The following is a 23013-nucleotide window of genomic DNA, read 5'->3' on the forward strand; positions in this document are numbered from 1 at the left end:
GACAGGCAGTACGGCGGGCGGCCCGCGCGCATCCGGCGGGGCCGTGGTCCCGCTTCCGGCCCCGGTCACGGAGAATGGGCGCGTGCGCTACAGCATTCTCGGTACCACCCAGGCACTCCGCGACGACGGCACGGCCGTCGCCGTCGGCGGGGCGCGGCTGCGCGCCCTGCTCACCGTCCTCGCGCTGCGGGCCGGCCGGACGGTGCCCGCCGCCGTGCTCGTCGACGAGGTGTGGGACGGGGACCCGCCCGCCGACGCGCCGGGCGCCCTCCAGGCACTCGTGGGCCGGCTCCGCCGGGCGCTCGGGCACGCGGCGGTCGCCTCCGGGGAGAACGGCTACCGGCTGGCCGCCGAGCCGGACACCGTCGACCTGTACCGCTTCGAGCGGCTCGCGGGGGAGGGGGCGCGGGCCCTGGCGGAGGGCGATCCGGCCAAGGCCGTGGGCGTCCTCGACGACGCGCTCGGCCTGTGGCGCGGGCCGGCCCTCGCCGACCTGCCCGACCGGCACGCCGAAGCGTCCCGCTGGACCGCCCGCAGGCTCGACGCCCGCCGCACCCGGCTCACCGCCTCGCTCGCCCTCGGCCGGGCCGAGCAGGTGCTGCCGGAACTGGCCGCGCTCTGCGGTGAGCACCCCCTCGACGAACCCCTCCAGGCACTGCGGCTGCGCGCCCTGCGCGACGCCGGACGCACCGCCCAGGCGCTGGCCGCGTACGAGGAGGTGCGTACCGTCCTCGCCGACCGGCTCGGCGTCGATCCCGGCGCCGAACTGAAGTCCGTGCACGCGGAGTTGCTCCGCCAGGAGCCGGTGCTTCCGGTCATACCCGAGGCTGCGGCAAAGGCCGCCGCAGCCCCTGACCGCCGCACGGCCGCTGACCGCCGCACGCCCCCGGGCCGTCCCGCCGCCGCTCCCGCCGTCGCCCCGCCCGGCAACCTCCGGGCCAGGCTCACCAGCTTCGTCGGCCGGGAGGGCGATATCGAGACCCTGCGCGGCGACCTCGCGGAAGCCCGCCTCGTCACCCTGCTCGGCCCCGGCGGCGCGGGCAAGACCCGGCTCTCCCAGGAGGCCGCCGAATCCGTCGACCCGGCCACCTGGCCGGACGGGGTCTGGCTGGCCGAGCTGGCACCGGTCGACGACCCCGAGGCGGTGCCGGAGGCCGTCCTCACCGCGCTCGGCGGCCGCGAGACCGTACTGCGCGGTGCGGGCGCGGAGGAGCTCAGGGCGGTCGAACGCGGCGGCGCCGAACCGCTCGCCCGGCTCACCGAACACCTCTCCGGGCGCCGCGTGCTGCTGCTCCTGGACAACTGCGAACACGTCATCGAGGCCGCCGCAGCCCTCACCGACCACCTGCTGGCCCGCTGCCCCGAACTCACCGTGCTCGCGACCAGCCGTGAACCCCTGGGTGTGCCGGGCGAGTTCGTCCGGCCCGTCGACCCCCTGCCCGACCCGATGGCGCTGCGCCTGTTCGCGGACAGGGGCGCCGCCGCGCTGTCCGGCTTCCGGGTCGACGCGGACGAGCGGACGGCGGCCGCCTGCGCCGAGATCTGCCACCGTCTCGACGGGCTGCCGCTCGCCATCGAGCTGGCCGCCGCCCGGCTCCGGATGCTCACCCCGCGCCAGATCGCCGACCGGCTGGACGACCGTTTCCGGCTGCTCACCGGCGGCAGCCGCACCGTACTGCCGCGCCAGCAGACCCTGCGGGCCGTCGTCGACTGGTCCTGGGACCTCCTGGACGGACACGAACGCACCGCCCTGCGCCGGATGTCGGTCTTCTCCGGTGGCTGGACCCTGGCCGCCGCGGAGGCCGTCTGCGCCGACCGGCCGGACGACGCGCACGATGTCGCCGCGCTGCTCGGTTCACTTGTCGACAAGTCGCTCGTCGTCGCCGCCCCCGCCTCGGACGGCCGGATGCGCTACCGCCTCCTGGAGACCGTCGGTGAGTACGCCGCCGAACGGCTCGACGAGGCGGCGGAGCGGGAGACCGTGGAGCGTCAGCACCTGGTGTTCTTCCGGGAGCTGGCCCGTACCACCGACCCCGGACTCAGAGGCGCCGGACAGCTCGCCGCGATCGAGCAGTTCCAGTACGAGTACGAGAACCTGCGCTCCGCCCTGCGGCGCGCCGTCGCCGCACGGGACGAGCAGGAGTCGCTCTGCATGGTGCTCTCGCTCTCCTGGTACTGGCACATACGCGATCTGAGCACCGACGCCCAGCACTGGGCCGAGGCCGCCTCCGGCCTCGGCCCCGATCCGTTCGCCCCGCCCGGCGGCTCCGCGCCCTCCCTGCACGACCGCTGTATCGACGCGCCCCCGCCGATGAGCCCCGAGCTGCTCCAGGAGGCGCGGCGCCAGGTGGCGCTGGTCCGGATGGTCAGCTCGGACAACGGCATGGACGAGTGGACGAGCGTCGACAGCATGGCGCGGCTGCGCGTCATCGCGCACACCTACCGGCCGGGCCAGCCGCAGACGTGCCGCTTCCCGGCCTCGCTCTGGTTCTTCGCGGTGCTCGTCACCGGGGACATGAACGCACTGCGCGACCTGCTGGAGGAGACGGTCCGGGCCGCGCGTGGCTTCGGCTACGAGTGGGAGCTGGCCGCGGCGCTCCAGATGCGCGCCAACGTGCTGGCCAACCGGCTGGACTGGGCGGGCGAGGCCCGTGCGGACGCCGACGAGAGCCTGGAGATCTTCCTCCGGCTCGGGGACGACTGGGGTGTCGCGGAGGCGCTCTCCTCGCGGGGCGAGGCCAACGAGAAGCGGGGCGACTACGGCCGGGCGGCCGAGGACTACCTGGCCGCCGTCGGCTACGCGCGGAAGATCGGCGCACGGGCCCAGGTGTCGGTGCTCCGCACCCGGTACGCCGCCGCCCTGACCGAGCTGGGCCGCGGCCCGGAGGGCGAGGCCATCCTGCGGGAGGTGCTTGAGGAGACGTGGCACGTGGGGCACGGGGCGAAGTCGTTCGCCCGGCTCTTCCTGGCCATCTGGCTGGGGCGGTCCGGCCGAACCGGCGAGGCCCGCGTGCACCTCGGCGCCCTGTGCCAGGAGTTCACGGCGGAGACAGAGGCGGTGTTCCACGGTTTCGTGGTGGGCGGGGTCGCCTGGCTGGACAACCTGGAGGGGCTGTACGCGGACGCCCTGGACCGGAGCCGCCAGGCACTGGAACGGTCCGGCGACCCGCTGTCGCAGATGGTGGCGCCGCACATGGCCGCGACCCACCTGGTCACCGCCGCGCGGGCGCTGGGCGGCCTCGGCGGGGAGCGCGCCGCGGCCCTTGCGGTGCGGCTGCTGGCCGGCTGCCGGGAGCTGCTGCCGAGCGGGCACGTGCAGACGTCGATGGAGCGGGAGAACTACGAGGCGGCCGAGGAGCTGGTCCGGGCCGCTCTCGGGGACACCGCCTTCGAGGCCGCGTACGCCGAGAGCGGCGGCCTCTCCGTGAAGGAGGCCACCGCTCTCGTCGAGGCATACCTGAACTGATCCCCGTCCGCCGGGTTCAGGACTTCAGGTCTCAGGACTTCCGGGTCAGGACTTCTTGCGGAACTTGGACACCGCGAGCGGGGCCATCACCGCGGTGATCACCACGGTCCAGCCGAGCGTCAGCCAGACCGAGTGGCCGAGCGGGCCGCCCATCATCAGGCCGCGGGCCGAGTCGGCCAGGTTCGACAGCGGGTTGTAGTCGGTGAACGCCTGGAGCCAGCCGGGCATCGTCTGCGGCGGGGCGAAGATCGAGGAGCCGAACTGGAGCGGCATCATGACGAGCATCCCCATTCCCTGGACCGCCTGGGACGTCTTCATGCTCAGTCCGAGCAGGATGAAGATCCACATGATGGCGGCGCCGAACGCGGCCGCCAGTCCGATCGCGCCGATCAGCCCCAGCACCGAGCCGTGCAGCTGCATGCCGAGCGCGAAGCCCATGCCCAGCAGGATCAGCGTGGCAACCATCATCCGGCCGAGCTCGACCACGATCTTGGCGATGAGCACGGAGGACCGGGCGATCGGCATGGTGCGGAACCGGTCCATGACCCCCTTGCGGAAGTCGTCGTTGACACCGCTGCCGACGGCCATGGCGATGTTCATGCCCATCATCGCCATCAGACCGGGGATCAGGTAGTTCAGGTACTCCTGCCGGCCGCCGCCCATGCTGCCGCCGACGGAACCGCCGAAGACGTACACGAAGAGCAGTACGAAGATCACCGGCATCAGGAGCGCGTCGAACATCGACTCCGGATCCTTCTTGATCTGGAGCAGATTGCGCCGCACCAGCGCCCCGATGTGCCGCAGGTTGTTCCGGAGTCCTATCCCGCCCTCGTCGTGGAGCTTCGCGGCGGGGGCGGCGGACGTCGTGCCGGTGGGGGCGGGGGTGGGCGTCAGAGTCGTCGTGCTCATGCCGCGACCTCCTGGGGAATCGTCTCGGTCTCGGTGACGGTGGCCTTGCCGCCGGTGATGGCGAGGAACACCTCGTCCAGGCTGGGCAGCGCGGTGGCGACGTGCGCCAGCGAGAAGCCCCGGGTGCCGAGCAGGCCGATGACGGCGGTGAGCTGCTCGTCGCTGAGGATCGGTACGTACAGCAGTCCCTCGTCCGGGACGGCCTGCGCGCCCGCGACGCCGTCGAGACCGGCCTCGCGCAGGGCCTGTGCCATCGCGGCCAGTTCGGCGGGGTCGGAGGGGCGGATCTGCAGCGTGCGGCCGCCGACCTTGGCCTTCAGCTCGTCGACACCGCCGCGGGCGATGATCCTGCCCTGGTCGATGACGGTCAGCTCGCTGGCGAGCTGCTCGGCCTCTTCCATGTACTGGGTGGTGAGCAGTACGGTCGCCCCCTCCGCGACCATGCGCTGCACCTCGTCCCAGACCTCGTTACGGGTACGGGGGTCGAGCCCCGTCGTCGGCTCGTCCAGGTACAGCACGGCCGGGCTGCCGATCATGGACGCGGCCAGGTCCAGCCGGCGCCGCATGCCGCCGGAGTAGTCCATGGCGGCCTTCTTCGCCGCGTCGGTGAGCGAGAAGCGCTCCAGCAGCTCGTCGGCGCGCGAGCGGGCCTTCTTGCGCGGCAGGTCGAGCAGCCGCCCGATCATGTAGAGGTTCTCCCAGCCGGAGAGCTTCTCGTCGACCGAGGCGTACTGCCCGGTCAGGCCGATGGTGCGGCGCAGCTGGCGGGGCTGGCGCACCACGTCGTAGCCCGCCACGACCGCGTGTCCGGCGTCGGGCAGGATCAGGGTGGACAGGCAGCGTACGAGAGTGGTCTTGCCGGCGCCGTTGGGGCCGAGCACGCCGAGAACGGTGCCCTCGCGTACGTCGAGGTCCACGCCGTCCAGAGCCTTGGTCGAGCCGTAGTGCTTGACCAGTCCCCGTACCTCGACGGCGTTTCCGCCGCTCCTGGGGTTCTTGTCGATTCGCGTCATGTCCACTATCAGAACAGCCGCCACCGACAGCCCACCGACAAGCGGCCGACAGCCCGCCGACGGGGGAAGTCGGCGGGCTGTCGGTGGTGCCGGAAGTGGTCGTACGAGCGGTGGGATCCGGTCAGTGGAAGGTGTGCTCCGGCGCCGGGAAGGTGCCGCCGACGACCTCGTCCGCGTACGCCTTGGCGGCGTCGCCGAGGATCTGCCGCAGGTTCGCGTACTGCTTGGTGAAGCGCGGCACCTTGCCGCCGGTCAGCCCGACCATGTCGGTGTAGACGAGCACCTGGGCGTCGGTGTCCGGACCGGCGCCGATGCCGACGGTCGGGATGTGCAGGGTGCGGGTGACCTCGGCGGCCAGCTCGGCCGGTACGAGCTCCAGGACGACGGCGAACGCGCCCGCGTCCTGCACGGCCTTGGCGTCGCGCAGCATCTGCTGGGCGGCCTCCTCGCCGCGGCCCTGCACCCGGTAGCCCATCGCGTTGACGGACTGCGGGGTCAGGCCGATGTGGGCCATCACCGGGATGCCGGCGTCCACCAGGAGCTTGATCTGCTCGTGGCTGCGCTCGCCGCCCTCCAGCTTGACCGCGCCGACCCCGGACTCCTTGATCAGCCGGGTGGCGTTGCGCAGGGCCTGGACAGGGCTCTCCTGGTAGGCCCCGAAGGGCAGGTCGGCGACGATCAGGGCGCGCTTGGTGCCCCGTACGACGGCGGCGGACAGGATGGCGATCTCGTCCATCGTGACGGGCACGGTGGTCTCGTAGCCGAGGTGACAGTTGCCCATCGAGTCCCCGACGAGCATGACCGGGATGCCGGCCTCGTCGAAGACGGACGCGGTCATCGCGTCGTAGGCGGTGAGCATGGGCCACTTCTCGCCGCGCTCGGTGGCGGCGGCGATGTCGTGGACGGTGACGCGGCGGTTGCTCTTTCCTCCGTACAGCGCCTTGCTGCTGTCGGCGGGGGCTCCCGCGGGGGGTGTGGCGGGTGTGGCGGGCTGGTTGTGCGCAGCCTGAAGCGACATGGCCAACGGCTCCTTCGTCATCTCGAGGCGCCCTGACGGCGTCCCCGGATCCCTTCCATGGTGGCATCCCGGAGCCGGTCACGGGAAGTGGGCCCGCGCACCTGCCCGGCACCGAGTGCCATTTCACCCGGTAAAGACTTTCCAATACGAGACGGTCTCGTATCGAAATGAGGTTAGGCTTTCCTTCATGTCCATACCGTCCGGCGCTCCCGCCGTCGTGCCCCAGGTCCCGGAGGCGGTCCACCGCCGCCGCTGGGCGATTCTCGTTGTCCTGATGTTCAGCCTGCTCATCGTGGTGCTGGACAACTCGATCCTCAACGTCGCCGTCAAGACGATCGCTTCCCCCGCACCCACCGGACTGGGGGCCACCCAGAGCGAGCTGGAGTGGGCGATCAACTCCTACACCCTCGTCTTCGCCGGACTGCTCTTCACCGCAGGACTGCTCGGCGACCGTATCGGGCGCAAGAAGATGCTCCTCCTGGGCATCGTGCTCTTCGGTATCGGCTCCGCCTTCGCCGCCATGTCCGGCTCGCCCGGCGAACTCATCGCCTGGCGCGCCGTGATGGGCTTCGGCGCCGCCTTCGTGATGCCGGCCACCCTCGCCGTCCTGATGAACGTCTTCGAGCGCGACGAGCAGCCCAAGGCCATCGGCATCTGGGCGGGCAGCGTCGGCCTCGGCATCGCGATCGGCCCGATCACCGGCGGGCTGCTCCTCGAACACTTCTGGTGGGGCTCGATCTTCCTGGTCAACGTGCCCGTCGTGATCATCGCGTTGATCGCGATGCTGATCCTCGTACCGGACTCCAGGGACCCGAAGCCGGGCCGCCTGGACCCGCTCGGAGTCGTACTCTCCATCATCGGCCTGGTGCTGCTGGTGTACGGGATCATCCGAGGCGGCGAACTGGCCGACTTCACCGACGTCTCGGTACTCCTGCCGGTCATCGGCGGACTCGCCGTCCTGGTGGTGTTCGTCCTCCACGAGAAGCGCAGCGCCAGCCCGGCGATCGACATCACGTACTTCAGGAAGCCGGCCTTCTCCGCCGCCGTCGCCGCCATCGCGCTGGTCTTCTTCGCGCTGATGGGCGTGACGTTCTTCTCCGCCTTCTACATGCAGAGCGTGCGAGGCTGGAGCGCCCTGCAGTCCGGGCTGCTGATCCTGCCGCTGGCCATCGCCCAGATGGTCTTCGCGCCCAGGGCCCGGCTGGTGGTCGCGCGGTTCGGCGCCCGCGCCGTGTGCACCGTCGGCATGCTGCTGGTCGCGGCCGGACTCGCGGCGTTCGCGCTGTTCGACGCCGACACCCCCGTCTGGCTGATGTGTGTGGTCTTCTTCGTGCAGGGGACCGGCATGGCCCATGTGATGCCGCCGGTCACCGTCGCCGTCATGCAGGCGCTGCCGCGCGAGAAGGCCGGCTCCGGCTCCGCCGTCAACAACACGTTCCGCCAGGTCGGCGGCGCGCTGGGGATCGCCGTCCTCGGCTCCGTGCTCTCCGCCGTCTACCGGAGCGACATCGAGAGCCACCTCGGGGCGCTCCCCTCCGCCGCCAGGGACACCGCGGCGGAGTCGATCGAGGCGACGCTCGGCATCGCGGAGAAGATGGGGCCGAAGGGCGCCCCGCTGGTCGCCGCCGCGCACGACGCGTTCCTCGGTGCCATGCACGTCACGGCCATCAGCTCGGCCTTCGTCGCTTTCCTCGGGGCGATCGTGGTCGCGGTGTTCCTGCCGGGCCGCACGCCCGCCGCGCGGCCGCCCGCCCAGGGCGGCGCCCAGGAGGATCCGTCGGTGTCCGCGCCCGCGGCACGCTGACACCGGAACGGGCCGGTCGCGGGGGGATGCCGCCGCGACCGGCCCGTTCGGGGAGAATCGGGGGTGGCGAAAGGTGGTTTCACGTGCAGGCTCAGGCAGCGGACCGGGACGAGCGGGCCCCGGGCGAGCGCGACCGCGACCCCGGTGAGGACCAGGAGCCCCGCCGAGGGCGGCCGCGCAGCGCGGCGGCCGAGCGGTCCATCCTGGACGCCGTCGTCGATCTGCTGGAGGCGGGCGAACCCCTCGCCGGCCTGTCCATCGAGCGGATCGCCCGCACCGCCGGGGTCGGCAAGGCCACCATCTACCGGCGCTGGGCCGACAAGGAGGAGCTCTTCGTCGACGTCCTGCGCGACATCGAGCCCCCGGAACCCGACGTCTCCGGCACGGCGGGCCTCGGGGACCTGCGCCTCCTGCTGGAGTCGATGCGCAGACGCGGACTCGCCCAGCGCTCCTCCGTACTCCTGCACAACGTCTTCGCCCAGATGAAGAGCCACCCCCGGCTCTGGGCCGAGTACCAGGGCACCGTCATAGCGCCACGCCGGGCCGCCATGCTCGCGGCCGTCCGGCGGGCCGTCGAGGCCGGTGAGCTGCGCGGCGACACGGACGTGGAGCTGATGGACGACATGTTCGTCGGCCCCATGCTCGTCCGCACCATCCACCGGCCCGACGCGCCGCTGCCAGAGGACCTCACGGAGCGCATCATCCAGCTGCTGGTCGAGGGGGTCGGGCCGCGCCCGCCGGGCGGCGGCCCCGGCACCGCCGCGCACCGGGGCTGACGCGCCCGGACCCCCACGAGTGTGATCGTTCTGTCACAAGCCCCCGCAGACCGCCTCCCGCCGGAACCCGCCGCGCCCCCTCGTTCGTCCTGGTGGCAGTACGGCCGTCGTCGACGGCGGGAATCGCGTCGCTCATCGCCTAGGGTCGTTGGCGCGGCGATGTGCACGGCAAGGCAGTGAGGACAGCGCGATGGTGCAGGCGTACAGGGCGGACACGGAGAACGGCGGCGGAGGACCGCAGCCCACCGACACCCGCTTCCGGGACCTGCGCGACAGGCTGGGCCGGCTGGCGCGGGACCGGGGCATCTGGCGGCGCGGGCTGGTCCTGGCGGGCTGCTCCGTCCTGCTGACCTTCGTCATGCTCCTGCACTCCCACATCCCGAACACCATCGGCAACCTGGGCAGCCTCACCGAGACGTTCCTGCCGTGGATCGCCGTCTTCGTCCCCGTGCTGTTCGTCCTGGGCCTGGTGCGGCGCTCCGCGACCGCGCTGATCGCGCTCCTGCTGCCGGTCATCGTCTGGTTCAACGTGTTCGGCGGACTGCTCACCGACAAGTCGGGCGGCGGCGGCGACCTCACCGTCGCCACCCACAACGTCAACGCGGACAACGCCGACCCCGCGGGCACCGCCCAACAGGTGGCAGGCTCCGGGGCCGACGTCATCGCCCTCCAGGAACTGCCCGCCGGCAAGGTGAAGACCTACGAGTCGGCGCTCGCCGGGCGCTTCCCGTACCACTCGGTACAGGGGACCGTCGGCCTCTGGAGCAAGTACCCGATCAGCGACACCCACCCGGTGGACATCAAGATGGGCTGGGTCCGGGCCATGCGGACCACCGTCGCCACGCCCAAGGGCGACGTCGGCTTCGTCGTCGCGCACCTGCCCTCGGTCCGGGTCAAGCTGCACGCCGGATTCACCGCGAACCAGCGCGACCAGAGCGCGGACGCGCTCGGCGAGGCCATCGCGGACGAACGGCTCGACCGGGTCGTCCTGCTCGGAGACCTCAACGGCACCATGAACGACCGCTCGCTCAACGCGGTCACCTCCCAGATGCGCTCCACCCAGGGCGCGGCCGGTGACGGCTTCGGATTCAGCTGGCCCGCGTCGTTCCCGATGGCCCGGATCGACCAGATCATGGTGAAGGGCGTCGACCCGGTGTCGTCCTGGACGCTGCCCGCGACGGACAGCGACCACCTCCCGATCGCCGCCCGCGTCAAGCTCTGACGTCACGGTCCGTTTACCTCCCGGCATAAACCATCTGAGAGTATTTGTTCCGATCCGCTGGACAGGCTCCGAGCCGACCGGCGATGGAGCCGGCCCGCCGCCGCGTGCTCCGCCCCCCTTCGGAAAGGTCTCTCCTCATGCCCCTGGCTCTGCTCGCCCTCGCGGTGAGCGCCTTCGGCATCGGTACCACGGAGTTCGTGATGATGGGCCTGCTGCCCGATGTCGCGGACGACCTCGGCACCTCCGTCCCCACGGCGGGCTACCTCGTGTCCGCCTACGCGATCGGTGTGGTGCTCGGCGCCCCGCTGCTCACCGCCCTCGGCTCCCGCGTCCCGCGCAAGCGGATGCTCCTGCTGCTGATGGCGCTCTTCACCGTCGGCAACCTCGCCTCCGCGTTCGCCCCCGGCTTCGGCTGGCTGATCGCGGGCCGGATCCTGGCCGGGCTGCCGCACGGCGCCTTCTTCGGCGTCGGCGCGGTCGTCGCCGCGCGGCTGGTGGCCGACGGGCGCCGAGCGCGGGCCGTCGCGACGATGTTCCTCGGCCTGACCGTCGCCAACATCGTCGGAGTGCCCGCCGCCACGCTGCTCGGCCAGCACCTCGGCTGGCGCGCCACGTTCCTGGTGGTCGCGCTGATCGGGCTGGGCGCGATGGCCGCGCTCGCCCGGCTCGTCCCGCAGATCCCGGTCGAGGCCCACCAGGACGTCCGCCGCGAGCTGCGCGCCCTGGGCAACCGGCAGGTGCTGCTCGGACTGCTCACCGCCGTCTTCGGCTTCGCCGGGGTCTTCGCCGTGTACTCCTACCTCTCGGCGATGACGACGGAGGCGATGGGCTTCGGGGAGTCCTCCGTGACGCTGGTGCTGGCGCTCTTCGGCATCGGCATGACCCTGGGCGCGCTCGCCGCCGGACCGCTCACGGACCGGGCGCTGCGTCCCACGCTGTACGGATCGCTGGGCGCGCTCGCGGTCGTCCTGGTCGTCTTCCCGTTCGCCGCCCATGTGCGGTGGGCCGCGCTGGTGATGGTGGTGCTGCTGGGCGGGGTCGGCTTCATGACGACGACGCCGTTGCAGATGCTCGTCATGAACAAGGCCAAGGACGCCCCGACCCTGGCGTCCGCCTCCAACCACTCCGCGTTCAACCTGGCCAACGCGGGTGGCGCCTGGCTGGGCGGCGTGGCCATCGCGGCAGGCTGGGGCTGGACGTCCCCGGCCCTGGTCGGCGCGGTCCTCGCCGTGGCCGGCCTCGCGGTGGCGGTCACCGCGGGCGTACTGGACCGAGACCGGACCCCGTCGACAGTGGTGGCCAGGGCCAGGAACGCGCCGACGGCCGACGGGCAGAATCAAGCCCGTCCGGCGATTGAGGACGAACCCTCGGCCGGACGGGCCAGAAGCCGCGCGTAACCCCCGGCGTCAGCCGGACTCGCGCCACCGGTTCGTGATCGGCAGCCGCCGGTCCTTGCCGAAGCCCTTGGGCGAGATCTTCGTGCCCGGCGGATACTGCCGCCGCTTGTACTCCGCCGTGTCCACCATCCGCAGCGTCTTCGCGACCAGCGCCGCGTCGAACCCGGCCGCGACGATCGCGTCGAGCCCCTGGTCCCGGTCGACGTACAGCTCCAGGATCCGGTCCAGCACGTCGTAGTCAGGCAGCGAGTCCGTGTCGACCTGACCGGGCCGCAGCTCCGCGCTGGGCGGCTTGGTGATGGAGGCCTCCGGGATCGGCGGGGTCTGCCCGCGCTCCTCCGCGGCCCGGTTGCGCCACTTCGCCAGCCGGAAGATCGCCGTCTTGTAGACGTCCTTGATCGGCCCGTACGCGCCGACGGAGTCCCCGTACAGCGTCGAGTAGCCGACCGCCAGCTCCGACTTGTTGCCCGGAGCCAGGACGATCTGGCCCTCCTGGTTGGAGACGGCCATCAGCATCGTGCCGCGCAGCCGCGACTGGAGGTTCTCCTCCGCGAGACCGGTGAGCCCCAGCGAACCCATGTACGCGTCGAACATCGGCTCGATCGGCACGGTGCGGAAGTTCAGCCCGGTGCGCCGCGCCAGCTCGGCCGCGTCGCCCTTGGAGTGGTCGGAGGAGTACTTCGACGGCATCGAGATGCCGTAGACGTTCTCCGCCCCCAGCGCGTCGCAGGCGATCGCCGCGACCAGCGCCGAGTCGATCCCGCCGGAGAGCCCGATGAGCACGCTGCGGAAGCCGTTCTTCGCGGCGTAGGCGCGCAGGCCCACGACGAGCGCGGAGTACAGCTCCTCGTCGTCGTCGAGCCGGTCCGCGTAGCCTCCGGCCAGCTCCGTCTCGTACGGCGGCAGCGGCTTCTCGGAGAGGACCACGTGGTCGATGCGCAGCCCGTCGTTCACCACGCCGGAAGGCGCGTCGGCGGCGGCGGCCGGCAGATCGAGGTCGATGATCACGCTGCCCTCGGCGAACTGCGGCGCACGGGCGATGACCTCGCCCCGCTTGTCGACGACGATTGAGTCGCCGTCGAAGACCAGCTCGTCCTGGCCGCCGATCATCGCCAGGTAGGCCGTCGTGCAGTCGGCCTCCTGGGCCCGCTTGCGGACCAGTTCGAGCCGGGTGTCGTCCTTGTCCCGCTCGTAGGGCGAGGCGTTGATCGAGAGCAGCAGCCCGGCCCCGGCGGCCCGCGCGGCCGGCACCCGGCCGCCGTCCTGCCAGAGGTCCTCGCAGATGGCGAGCGCGACGTCGATCCCGTGCACCCGCACGACGGGCATCGAGTCGCCCGGCACGAAGTACCGGAACTCGTCGAAGACGCCGTAGTTGGGCAGGTGGTGCTTGGCGAAGTTCAGCGCGATCCCGCCGCGGTGCAGTACGGCGGCGGCGTTGCGCGGGGACCCGGCGGGCTGGCCGTAGCGCGGCGCGGCGAACTCGGAGCGGTCGAGGTATCCGACGACGACCGGCAGCTCCCCGAAGCCCTCCTCGTCGAGGCGGGCGGCGAGCGCGCGCAGCGCGTCCCGCGACGCCTCGACGAAGGAGGACCGCAGGGCCAGGTCCTCGACGGGGTAACCGGTCAGCACCATCTCGGGGAACGCCACCAGGTGGGCGCCCTGCTCGGCGGCGTGCCGGGTCCAGTGGAGGATCGCCTCGGCGTTGCCGGCGAGGTCACCGACGGTCGAGTCGATCTGATTCAGTGCGAGGCGTAGTTGAGGCACGCCGCCCAGTGTAATCGTCTGACTGACGCGATGTCCTGGCGGGCCGCGCGAAAGGCTGTGCGGCCCGCCGGGTGTCCCGCCTGGCGGCCGGTCAGCTCCGGTAGCCGACGACCGTCATCATGCCCGCCTCCGCGTGGTACAGGTTGTGGCAGTGGAGCATCCACAGCCCCGGGTTGTCCGCGTCGAGGTCGACCGTGAGCGTCTGCCGGGGGAGCACGATCGCGGTGTCCTTACGGGCCCCGGAGGCGTTCCCGGCCAGCGCGAAGGTGTGCCCGTGCAGATGGACGGGGTGCCACATCGAGGTCGCGTTGCGGAACTCCAGCCGGACCCGCTCCCCGGCCTTCACCGGATGCCGCTGGTCCGCGCTGTACGGCTTCCCGTCGAACGCCCAGTCGTACGCGGCCATGGAACCGGTCAGCCTGATCCGCGCCGTCCGGTCAGGCTCCTTGGCGGGCAGCGCCACGGACGCGTCCGGGACCAGCCGGTCGGCCGTCACCAGCTGGCCGTCCAGCTCCTTCGGCCGCACAGCGGCCGCCGGCGCCGCCCCGCCCCCGGTCCGCAGCAGCGCCATCGCGGAGACCTTCTTGCCCTCGGCCAGCGCGGTCAGCGGGAACACCCCGTCCCCGGCGGTCACCAGCACGTCGTACCGCTCACCCATGCCGAGCAGCAGGGCGTCCGTCGTGGTGTGCCGGACCGGGAAGCCGTCGGTGTGCGTGACCGTCATCCGGTGACCGCCGAGCGCGACGCGGAAGGCGGTGTCACCGCCCGCGTTGATGATCCGCAGCCGGATCCGGTCGCCGGGCCGCGCGCTGAAGGAGGCGGGGTCCTGCGGGGTACGGCCGTTGACCAGGTAGTACGGATAGCCGACATCGCCCGCGTCGCCGCCGAGCAGCTCGCTGGTGGCGCCCATCAGCATGCGCGAGGGCCCGGATCCGGCATCTGCGTCGGCACCGGCCGAGGGCATGTCCTCCATGGCGTGCCCGCCGTGCCCCTTGGTGAGTTCCTGGAGCACCGCGTCGGGGGTGGAGCCGTCCACCCCGTCGAGCCAGTCGTCCAGCACGACGACCCACTCCCTGTCGTACGCGAGCGGCTCCTTCGGGTCCTCGACGATCAGCGGCGCGTACAGCCCTCGGTCCAGCTGGACACCGGAGTGCGGGTGGAACCAGTACGTGCCGGGGTCCGGCACCGCGAACCGGTACGTGAAGTCCTTGCCCGGCTCGATCGCCCGCTGGGTCAGCCCGGGGACCCCGTCCATGTCGTTGCGCAGGGCGAGCCCGTGCCAGTGCAGGGAGGTCGGCCGCGGAAGGTGGTTGGCGAGGGTGAGGGCGAGCGTGTCGCCCGCGGTGACCCGCACCTCCTTGCCGGGCAGCCGGTCCCCGTAGGCCCAGGTGCTGACGGTGTGCCCGCCGCCCAGGTCGAGCCGGGACGGGGTGGCGGTGAGCGAGACCTCGCGTACGGGGCCGGAACCCCGGCGCTTCTCGGCCGCCGCGACCTCGGGGCCGTCGGGGGTCACGTAACCCTCGGGGGCGGCGGTGCCGGACGGGCCGCCGTGACGCATACCGGAGTGGTCCGGCGTACCGCCGCCGTCGGAGCAGGCGGCGAGAACTCCGGTACCTGCGAGGGCGATCGATGCGCCGAGCACGGCGCGTCGGGTGTGCTGAGCGGGCATGACTGAGTGCACCTCAATGATGTTGTCGGTGTGGTGAAGGGCGGACGGGGCGCGGTGCGCCTATATCCGCAGTACCGACAGATCGGTGAGGAGGGCCTTGCGCGGCCGTGGCGGGGGAGGGGGCCGCGGCGAGCGCGCCGAACGGGCCGCGCTGTTCCGCGGCAGGGAGCCCGCGGGCCGCCGGGCCACCACCAGCAGGGCGGTGAGCAGGGCGAGACCCCAGACGGACAGCACGGCGAGGCAGACGGCCATCGGGTCCATGCCCCGCATCGGCGCGGGACGGTCCGGGTGCCGGGCCTGAGCGTTCACCGCCCGGGTGTCCGCGTCGGCGGACACCGCACCGGCCATGGACATCGAGTGCGACGCGTGCGGGGACGCCGGGCCCGCACCCTGCCCGCCGTGCTCCGCCGGGTGACCGACGGTGTGCATGGTGAAGATCCCGAAGAGCAGCGCGGCGAACAGCAGCAGCTGCCCGTACCTCGCACTCCTCGTCCCGGACATGGCGGCCACCCTACCCCTACCGGGTATATAAACGACGGTGGCCCGCCACCCCGCGCGGCGGGGGACGGGCGCGCCGGGCCGGCCGGGTCAGTTGCGGGAGTAGACCTTCTCGGCCCAGCCGGCGATCTGGTCGTCGGAGAGGTGCTGCGCCAGATCGGCCTCGCTGATCATGCCGATCAGCCTCTTGTTCTCGACCACGGGGAGCCGCCGGATCCGGTGGTCCTGCATCTCGTGCAGCACGTCCTCCACCTCCGCGCCCGCGTCGATCCAGCGCGGCGTGCCCTGCGCGAGGTCGCCCGCGGTCACCTTCGACGGGTCCTTGCCCATCGCCACGCAGTCCACCACGATGTCGCGGTCCGTCAGGATGCCGATCATCCGGTCCTGATCGCCCTCGGCCGAGATGGGCAGCGCGCCGACCTTGTGCTCACGCATCAGCTGGGCGGCGCGGTCGAGGGTCTCGTGCGCCGGGATCCAGGTGATGCCGGTGTGCATGATTTCCTTGGCGGTGGTCATGGGGGTTCCTCCTGCGTGCCGGTGGGCACTGCTCTACGACCCCGAGCGAACCCATCGTGGGGGGCCCGTTCGGGGTACGCGAGCGCTGTCACCCATTCGGGTGCACTTGAGGCGCGAGGGAACCTTCACCGTGCCGGTCAGGCGCGGGGTGCGGCCCCGCGCGCGGCCAGCATCTGTGCCATCGCGTCCAGCTCGGACCGCTGGGCGTCGACCATGCCCTGGGCGAGCCGCTTCTCCGCCTTCACGGTGCACAGCTCCGCGCAGCCGCGCGCCATGTCGATCCCGCCCTTGTGGTGGTCCGTCATGAGCTGGAGGTAGAGGACCTCGGCATGTCTGCCACTGGCCTCGCGGAGCCGGCCGAGCTCGGTGCGGGTGGCCATGCCGGGCATCAGGGACCCGTCGTGGGCCTGGTAACCACCCCCGTGCCCCGACATCCCCTCCATCCCTTCCATGTCACCCATGCCGTGCCCCGCGTGCTGCCCGTCCATCCAGGCCATCGGCTCCTGCCCGGCGGACACCTTGGGCAGCTCCCACAGGTCGAGCCAGCCGAGCAGCATGCCCCGCTGGTTGGCCTGCGTGTTGGCGATGTCGTACGCGAACCGGCGCACGTCCTCGTCCCGCGTACGGTCCCGGACGATGAAGGACATCTCCACGGCCTGCTGGTGGTGGACCGCCATATCGCGGGCGAACCCGGCGTCCGCCGAATCCGTCGCGGGCGTGCGCGGGGCGGACCCGGCGGCGCTCGTGTGCTCGCCCGCCCCGTCGTCCCGTGCCGAGGCCACCGTCGCGGCGCCCGCGAACAGCACCGCGAGCGCCACGGCGGAACCGGCCACCCAACGGGTGCGCCGGGTGCGTCCCGTATCCGTCACGGGGCCTCCAGTCCGCCGGTGCACGACGCGCCCGGCTCGGGCATCTGCGGCCCCTGCACGTACGCGGAGAAGAACCGCGCCACCCGGGGGTCGTCGGCGCCGTCCACCGTGAGCTGTTTGCCCCAGGCACTCAGCATGATCGGGGCGGCCTGGTCCTCGTACGGGCTCATCAGGGAGTACGGGGTCTTCCCGACCCGCTCGGCGAGCTCGGCCACGTCCGAGGCCGGCGCCTTGTCCGTGTACGTCACCCACACCGAACCGTGCTCCAGCGAGTGCACGGCGTTCATGTCGGGGATCGCCTTCTTGTATACCTCCCCGTCGCAGTTCATCCAGACGGGGTTGTGGTCACCGCCGACCGGGGGCTTCATCGGGTACGTGACGGGCTTGGTGACGTGGTTGCGGGTCAGCTTCTTCGCGTCCCAGCTCTTCTCGCCCTCGATGCCGCTGCCGGCCGCGTCCTTCCCGTCCGCCCCGGGCCGCTCCGACGCCTTCGCGTCCGCGGACTTCTGGTCCGCGGACGCCTCGGACCTGTCCAGCAGCGTGTAGCTGCCGAAAGCGACGAGACCTGCGACGACGACGGCGCTGAGGCCTATGGCCACCACACGGTTGCGGCGGTCCCGCGTGCGGTCGGCGTTGCGCATCTGCTCTATGCGCGTCCTGCGGTCGTGGCTCTCGTGGCTCATGTCGTGGGTCCTTCTGCGAAGGGGCGATGAGGGTCTGGAACGGGTCGGGAATCCGGTGTGCGCAGGGCGGTTGCCGGACTGCCGCGTCCCGTGCACACCATGGCCGACGATCGTAGTGGGTGGCCGAGTGCTCCATCTCACGTCGTGTGCGTAATCTGGGTGAAATCCCGGGTCGTGATACTGGCAGTGTCTCCCCTACCCCGGGCGGTGGTGCACGGACCGTCTGAACTGCAAGGATGTGGCTATGGACAAGCAGCAGGAATTCGTCCTCAGGACACTTGAGGAGCGGGACATCCGGTTCGTCCGGCTGTGGTTCACCGACGTGCTCGGTTATCTCAAGTCCGTGGCCGTGGCCCCTGCCGAGCTTGAGCAGGCGTTCGACGAGGGGATCGGCTTCGACGGCTCGGCCATCGAGGGCTTCGCCCGGGTCTACGAGTCGGACATGATCGCCAAGCCGGACCCGGGCACGTTCCAGATCCTGCCCTGGCGCGCGGAGGCCCCCGGCACCGCCCGCATGTTCTGCGACATCCTGATGCCGGACGGCTCGCCGTCCTTCGCGGACCCGCGCTACGTGCTCAAGCGCATCCTGGCCAAGACCTCGGACCTGGGCTTCACCTTCTACACCCACCCGGAGATCGAGTTCTTCCTGCTGAAGGACAAGCCGGTGGACGGCAGCCGCCCCACCCCGGCGGACAGTTCCGGCTACTTCGACCACACCCCGCAGAACGTCGGGATGGATTTCCGCCGCCAGGCGATCACGATGCTCGAATCGATGGGCATCTCGGTCGAGTTCAGCCACCACGAGGGCGCTCCGGGCCAGCAGGAGATCGACCTCCGCTACGCGGACGCGCTGTCCACCGCCGACAACATCATGACGTTCCGTCTGGTCATGAAGCAGGTCGCACTGGAGCAGGGCGTGCAGGCGACGTTCATGCCGAAGCCGTTCTCCGAGTACCCCGGTTCCGGCATGCACACCCATCTCTCCCTCTTCGAGGGGGACCGCAACGCGTTCTACGAGTCCGGCGCCGAGTACCAGCTCTCCAAGGTCGGCCGCTCCTTCATCGCGGGCCTGCTCACCCACGCCGCGGAGATCTCCGCCGTGACCAACCAGTGGGTCAACTCCTACAAGCGCATCTGGGGCGGCTCCTCCCGCGCCGCGGGTGCCGGCGGCGAGGCCCCCTCGTACATCTGCTGGGGCCACAACAACCGCTCCGCCCTCATCCGCGTCCCGATGTACAAGCCCGGCAAGACGGGCTCGGCCCGCGTGGAGGTCCGCTCCATCGACTCCGGCGCCAACCCGTACCTGACGTACGCGGTCCTGCTGGCCGCCGGCCTCAAGGGCATCGAGGAGGGCTACGAACTCCCGGCGGGCGCCGACGACGACGTCTGGGCCCTGTCCGACGCCGAACGCCGCGCGATGGGAATCGAGCCGCTCCCGCAGAACCTGGGCGAGGCGATCTCGCTGATGGAGAAGAGCGAACTGGTCGCGGAGACGCTCGGCGAGCACGTCTTCGACTTCTTCCTCCGCAACAAGAAGCAGGAGTGGGAGGAGTACCGCAGCGAGGTCACCGCCTTCGAGCTGAAGAACCTGCTGCCGGTGCTGTAGGCGCAGGTCAGGCGCTCAGAGACCAGAAAGCGGGCGGGCCACCCGGTTCAACCGAGGTGACCCGCCCGCAGTCATGATCAGCCCTGGGCCGTCTGTGGGCCGTCAAGCCCGAACGGGCGGCCCAAGTACACCTTGTCCATGGCGATGCGGGCCCGTCCCTCGCTGCTCGGAAGCAGGTGGGTGTAGGTCCGCAGGGTGAACCCGGGATCGGTGTGTCCGAGGTACGTACTCAGCGCCTTGATGTTCTCTCCAGCGTCCAGGAGCACGGAGGCGTAGAAGTGCCTCAGTGCGTGCATCCCGTGCTCTCGTGCGGCCGTATGGCGCTTGCCCGGTTCGGCCGGCGGGATGACGTCGGCCGCGACCAGAGCGGACTTCCACAGCCGAGTGTTGAAGTCGGTACGCCGTACCGCGCCCTTCCCGTCCGGCCGGATGAAGAGAAGACGCTTCGTGACCGGCTTCCCGTCCGGGCGTGCCCACGGAAGGGTCACGGCCACGGGAGGGAAGTCTGCCAGGTGCTTCCTCAGCGCGTCGGCCACCTGAGGCGACAGGGGTACGTCCCGCACCTTCTGGCGCTTGGGCAAGGCGAACACCAACTCGCCGTTGATAAGCTTGACTTGGCGCCCGACGTGGACCCAGCCTGCGCCGAATCGGATCTCATCTTCCGCCAAGCCGAAGATCTCACCTTGGCGAAGCCCGCAACCCGCACCGAGATCGACCATGGCGCGGTACTGCTCAGGCAACGCGGCCTGCACGGCGAAGACTCGGTTCGCAGCCCAGGGCACGACCTGGTGCGGGTTCCGCGCCGGGGCCCGCACAGTGCTGGCGCTGCATGGGTTCTTGCGCATGTACTCGTCGTCCACGGCGGCGTTGAGGATCGCTGAGACGCTGGAGAAGATGACGCGCCGGTACGAGGTTGCCGGGATGGCACGCTCCAGCTCAGCCAGCCAATCGCGGATGTGCTCGGGCTTGAAGGAGCCGAGAGGCCGCGACCCGAGGTAGGGCAGCGCGTGCAACCGGATCTGCGAGTTCACCGACTCCCGAGACGCCGGGTCCGAGGTCTGTGCCTTGAGCCAGCGTTCGGCGTACTCCCGGAACGTGGTCTGCGCCAACTTCGGATCGACGTACTGCCCACTCTCCATGTCAGCAGCGGTCTTGATCAACCACGCTTCCGCCTTGCGCTTCTGCTTGTCGGGGAAGCTCTTGGACTTCTCGGTGCCGTCCGGGCCGATGTAGCGGGCGCGGTAGCGCAGGCCGATGCCGTGGCGGTCGGTCTTGACGCGTACGGGCTTGCCGGTCGGTCCGGGTTCGGTCTTGTACCAGCGGTCTTGGATGTGTCCGGCCATCAGGCAGCCCCTTCCAGGAGGGAAGCGACCCAGGCGCGGACATCCTCGGGGTCGTAGCGCAGGTGCCGGCCGACGCGGAAGCCGCGGGGCCCGGTCTCCTTGCGTCGCCACTGGTAGACCGTCTCGACCGGGACGCCCAGGAGGTCAGCCAGATCGACCGGCGTCAGATAGCGATCGGGGAGCACCCGCCTCATGCCCACACCTCCGATCCGTCGAGCGCTTCGAGTTCGGCGCGTGCTTCGCGGGCGGTGTCGCGGTTGTGTTGGATGTCGCGGTGGATGTTGGCGGCGAGCCAGGATTCGCCGGGGGTGTGGCCGTGGCCGGCGTAGGTCCAGTGCGCGAGGGTGAGCGTGGTCGCCTCGGGGTGGTCGTCCGGGTTCGGGAGGCCGAGGGCGGTGCGTTGTTGGGCGGCGCGGTAGTCGGCGCGGACCTGTCGGAGGGCTCCGAGCGTCGTGGAGTACTTGCGCGACTTGGTGGAGAAGTGACCCCGGAAGCCGAGCATGTGGGCCCAGTCGCGGAGCTTGCGATCGGGGTAGGCGTGGTGGAGGTCGAGGCATGCTTCGATCAGCCGGCGGGGGTGGTCCGGGATGCCGAGGAGGATCAGGGATTCCTTGTTGCCGATGCGGTGGTCCACGGTGCCGGTCGTCTCGGCCGCTTTCGTGGCGTACTTGGCGACGTAGGACGCCACGGCTTGTTCGGTGAGGTCTTCGCCGTTGCCGAACGCGCCGATGGGCTGGACGTCGAGCTGGGTGCCCCAGCGCAGCACCCACTCAGCGGGGAAGCCGGCTTCCTCGTTCGCGGGAACAGTGACCTCGACCCTGGCGGCGGCCGCGCGGATCGCGTCGTCGAGCAGGCCGAGGGTGGCCCAGGGCGGGGGCGGGGAGTCCGGGCCGTCTGGTCCGTCGAAGCGGATCACGGCGTGGAAGTGGACTGCGCCGCGCTTTTGGTACTCCGCGACCTTTCCGAAGGACAGCCGGGACTGTTCGCGGGCTGCTTTCTGGGTGAGTCCGGCGCGGCGGGCGATTTCGCGGCGGAGGTAGATCGTGAAGTAGCGCCACAGGTCGGAGGCGTGGTTGTTCCACAGCACCGCCCCGGCGTAGTCGTAGCGTGCCGGGTCGAGCGGTGTGCCGAGTTCGGGGGCGGTTTCCGGGTGGTGGGTGTCGCAGCGGCAGGGACGGTTTCCGGGCCGGTTGTGGACCGGGCCGAAGGACGGGGCGGTGAGGGTGGCGAAGACGCGGGGGTGGTCGCGGATGGTGTGGGGGGTGCCTTTGTCGGGGTTTCCGGTGAGTCCGGCGCGGATGAGGTGGTAGGTGTCGCCGGCGTAGGTCCAGGCGCAGGCGGGGCAGCGGGAGGCGCGGCGGTTGCCGCAGGCGATGCGTAACAGTCCGCCGGGCTCGGTGTCGGTCGTGTAGTGGTGCAGCAGGGTGCCGGTTGCCCGGTCGGTGGTCTTGGTGGCGCCGGTGAGGTGGATGGGCTGTGCGCATCCTCCGGTGCGGCGGATCTGTTCGTTCCAGCGGTCGAAGCCGGTGGATCCGGCCACCCTCAGCACGTCGGTGAGGGTGGCCGGGTCCAGGCCCGCCGCGGTGGCGGTGTCACTCACGCAGCCACCCCCAGCCGGGAGACCAGGAGGGCGGCGGCGATGTGCTGGGTGTAGGCCGGGGGGATGCATTCGCGGATGCCGTCCCGGTTCATCCAGCCGACGTCCATGTCGGTGCGGGCTTCCTGGACGCCGGAGAAGTTGCCGACGTAGTGCGCGAAGTGCCCGGCGGCGCGGGGGCGGCCCATCTTGGTCAGCGGTGCCCAGTGCGCGGGGTGCAGGGGCGGGGTGAAGGTGAAGCCGCCGCCGGTCTCGAAGAGGCGGTGGCGGTAGGTCCGCATCCCGAACGCAGCCGCGCACAAGGTCACCGGGTCACGCAGCTCCGAGGCCGCTTCTTCTACGTTCTCGATGGCCCAGGGGCGGCCGGTTGCTTCGAGGGCGGCGCGGGTGGGGGCGATGAGGTCGGGGTGTTCGCGGTGCTGGATCTTCTGGGCGCGGCTGTAGCGCTGACAGGGCGGGGAGGCGTGGATGAAGTCGAACTCGGCTCCGTGCTCGCGGACGTAGTCGAGCGCGTTGGCCTGGATGAAGCGGAAGGGGTAGCGGGGCTGCGGGGCGAGGTCGATGCCGGTGATGTCGAATCCGGCGCGGTGGTAGCCCATACCGGCTCCGCCCTGGCAGCAGAACAGGTCCAGCACGCGCAGTGTGCGGAGCGGGGTGGTGTTCATCGGTTGCCGCCGTTCTTGTTGTGGGCGGGGCCGTGGTTGGCGGTGTAGCCCTCGACCAGGGCGCGTACCTGGGCGTCACCCTTGGCGGTGGCCGAGGCGCCGCAGTGGCACACGGCAGATCCGGTGGCGGGGGCGTTCGGGGACGGCTTGCTGACGTGGAGCCCGGGGCGGTCCGGGGTGGGGGTCAGGTCAGTCACC

The 23013-nt window shown here is 71.3% G+C and carries 20 protein-coding genes; 6 read left to right on the forward strand and 14 right to left on the reverse strand.

Features of this window, described 5'->3' with window-relative positions:
* Positions 1 to 82 precede the first annotated feature (82 nt).
* The gene (locus ACFVQ0_RS20965) at positions 83 to 3466 is read left to right on the forward strand and encodes a BTAD domain-containing putative transcriptional regulator (RefSeq protein WP_390090092.1); all 3384 of its coding nucleotides are present in this window, start codon (positions 83 to 85) and stop codon (positions 3464 to 3466) included.
* Positions 3467 to 3511: 45 nt separating this feature from the next.
* Here ACFVQ0_RS20965 and ACFVQ0_RS20970 read toward each other — a convergent pair whose 3' ends face one another.
* The 3 genes from ACFVQ0_RS20970 to panB form a co-directional block, all read right to left on the reverse strand.
* Positions 3512 to 4375 carry an ABC transporter permease gene (locus tag ACFVQ0_RS20970; protein WP_390090094.1) on the reverse strand — a complete coding sequence of 288 codons (864 nt, stop codon included), beginning with the start codon at positions 4373 to 4375 and terminating at the stop codon, positions 3512 to 3514.
* Positions 4372 to 5388 (reverse strand): ATP-binding cassette domain-containing protein, encoded by a 1017-nt coding sequence (locus ACFVQ0_RS20975; protein ID WP_311306017.1) that lies wholly within the window; start codon positions 5386 to 5388, stop codon positions 4372 to 4374. Before ACFVQ0_RS20975 ends, ACFVQ0_RS20970 begins: the two co-directional genes overlap by 4 nt.
* 121 nt (positions 5389 to 5509) lie before the next feature.
* Positions 5510 to 6406, reverse strand: a complete 897-nt coding sequence (panB, locus tag ACFVQ0_RS20980; protein ID WP_390090097.1) for a 3-methyl-2-oxobutanoate hydroxymethyltransferase — start codon at positions 6404 to 6406, stop codon at positions 5510 to 5512.
* A 187-nt stretch (positions 6407 to 6593) separates the two neighbouring features.
* Here panB and ACFVQ0_RS20985 point away from each other — a divergent pair, with 187 nt between their 5' ends.
* The 4 genes from ACFVQ0_RS20985 (at position 6594) to ACFVQ0_RS21000 (ending at position 11605) form a co-directional block, all read left to right on the forward strand.
* Entirely contained in the window at positions 6594 to 8210 is a 1617-nt protein-coding gene (locus ACFVQ0_RS20985; protein ID WP_390090099.1) for a DHA2 family efflux MFS transporter permease subunit, read from the forward strand.
* Between the two features lie 83 nt (positions 8211 to 8293).
* A complete protein-coding gene (locus ACFVQ0_RS20990) occupies positions 8294 to 8986 on the forward strand; it encodes a TetR/AcrR family transcriptional regulator (protein ID WP_390090101.1) in 693 nt (230 codons plus the stop codon).
* A gap of 190 nt (positions 8987 to 9176) precedes the next feature.
* A complete protein-coding gene (locus ACFVQ0_RS20995) occupies positions 9177 to 10208 on the forward strand; it encodes an endonuclease/exonuclease/phosphatase family protein (RefSeq protein ID WP_390090103.1) in 1032 nt (343 codons plus the stop codon).
* A gap of 137 nt (positions 10209 to 10345) precedes the next feature.
* Positions 10346 to 11605 carry an MFS transporter gene (locus ACFVQ0_RS21000; protein ID WP_390090105.1) on the forward strand — a complete coding sequence of 420 codons (1260 nt, stop codon included), beginning with the start codon at positions 10346 to 10348 and terminating at the stop codon, positions 11603 to 11605.
* A 9-nt stretch (positions 11606 to 11614) separates the two neighbouring features.
* On the opposite strand, the gene ACFVQ0_RS21005 is transcribed toward ACFVQ0_RS21000, so the two are convergent.
* The 6 genes from ACFVQ0_RS21005 to ACFVQ0_RS21030 form a co-directional block, all read right to left on the reverse strand.
* Positions 11615 to 13369 carry an NAD+ synthase gene (locus tag ACFVQ0_RS21005; RefSeq protein ID WP_390090107.1) on the reverse strand — a complete coding sequence of 585 codons (1755 nt, stop codon included), beginning with the start codon at positions 13367 to 13369 and terminating at the stop codon, positions 11615 to 11617.
* Between the two features lie 91 nt (positions 13370 to 13460).
* Positions 13461 to 15038 carry a multicopper oxidase family protein gene (locus ACFVQ0_RS21010; protein WP_390090109.1) on the reverse strand — a complete coding sequence of 526 codons (1578 nt, stop codon included), beginning with the start codon at positions 15036 to 15038 and terminating at the stop codon, positions 13461 to 13463.
* A gap of 60 nt (positions 15039 to 15098) precedes the next feature.
* The gene (locus ACFVQ0_RS21015) at positions 15099 to 15539 is read right to left on the reverse strand and encodes a DUF6153 family protein (RefSeq protein WP_390090111.1); all 441 of its coding nucleotides are present in this window, start codon (positions 15537 to 15539) and stop codon (positions 15099 to 15101) included.
* Between the two features lie 87 nt (positions 15540 to 15626).
* Positions 15627 to 16052: a CBS domain-containing protein gene (locus tag ACFVQ0_RS21020; protein WP_390090113.1), complete on the reverse strand. Its 426-nt coding sequence runs from the start codon at positions 16050 to 16052 to the stop codon at positions 15627 to 15629.
* A gap of 137 nt (positions 16053 to 16189) precedes the next feature.
* Complete coding sequence (locus ACFVQ0_RS21025; protein ID WP_390090115.1) at positions 16190 to 16921, reverse strand: DUF305 domain-containing protein; 732 nt, start codon at positions 16919 to 16921, stop codon at positions 16190 to 16192.
* A complete protein-coding gene (locus ACFVQ0_RS21030) occupies positions 16918 to 17604 on the reverse strand; it encodes a DUF3105 domain-containing protein (RefSeq protein ID WP_390090117.1) in 687 nt (228 codons plus the stop codon). Before ACFVQ0_RS21030 ends, ACFVQ0_RS21025 begins: the two co-directional genes overlap by 4 nt.
* A 244-nt stretch (positions 17605 to 17848) precedes the next feature.
* Here ACFVQ0_RS21030 and glnA point away from each other — a divergent pair, with 244 nt between their 5' ends.
* Complete coding sequence (gene glnA / locus ACFVQ0_RS21035) at positions 17849 to 19210, forward strand: type I glutamate--ammonia ligase (RefSeq protein ID WP_073735717.1); 1362 nt, start codon at positions 17849 to 17851, stop codon at positions 19208 to 19210.
* A 77-nt stretch (positions 19211 to 19287) separates the two neighbouring features.
* Here the strand turns inward: glnA and ACFVQ0_RS21040 are convergent, their stop codons facing one another.
* Genes ACFVQ0_RS21040 through ACFVQ0_RS21060 form a run of 5 tightly spaced genes read right to left on the reverse strand, consistent with a single transcriptional unit; the run spans position 19288 to position 23012 of the window.
* A complete protein-coding gene (locus tag ACFVQ0_RS21040) occupies positions 19288 to 20553 on the reverse strand; it encodes a tyrosine-type recombinase/integrase (protein ID WP_390090119.1) in 1266 nt (421 codons plus the stop codon).
* Positions 20553 to 20747 (reverse strand): helix-turn-helix transcriptional regulator, encoded by a 195-nt coding sequence (locus ACFVQ0_RS21045; protein WP_390090121.1) that lies wholly within the window; start codon positions 20745 to 20747, stop codon positions 20553 to 20555. The genes ACFVQ0_RS21040 and ACFVQ0_RS21045 overlap by 1 nt, the downstream gene beginning before the upstream one ends.
* Positions 20744 to 22153 carry a replication initiator protein RepSA gene (gene repSA / locus ACFVQ0_RS21050; RefSeq protein WP_390090123.1) on the reverse strand — a complete coding sequence of 470 codons (1410 nt, stop codon included), beginning with the start codon at positions 22151 to 22153 and terminating at the stop codon, positions 20744 to 20746. Before repSA ends, ACFVQ0_RS21045 begins: the two co-directional genes overlap by 4 nt.
* On the reverse strand, positions 22150 to 22815 hold the full coding sequence (locus ACFVQ0_RS21055; protein WP_390090125.1) for an SAM-dependent methyltransferase: 666 nt from the start codon (positions 22813 to 22815) through the stop codon (positions 22150 to 22152). Before ACFVQ0_RS21055 ends, repSA begins: the two co-directional genes overlap by 4 nt.
* A complete protein-coding gene (locus ACFVQ0_RS21060; protein ID WP_390090127.1) occupies positions 22812 to 23012 on the reverse strand; it encodes a hypothetical protein in 201 nt (66 codons plus the stop codon). Before ACFVQ0_RS21060 ends, ACFVQ0_RS21055 begins: the two co-directional genes overlap by 4 nt.
* Between the last annotated feature and the right edge of the window lies 1 nt (position 23013).

The organism is Streptomyces sp. NPDC057900 (genome assembly GCF_042887885.1).
Lineage (GTDB): Bacteria > Actinomycetota > Actinomycetes > Streptomycetales > Streptomycetaceae > Streptomyces.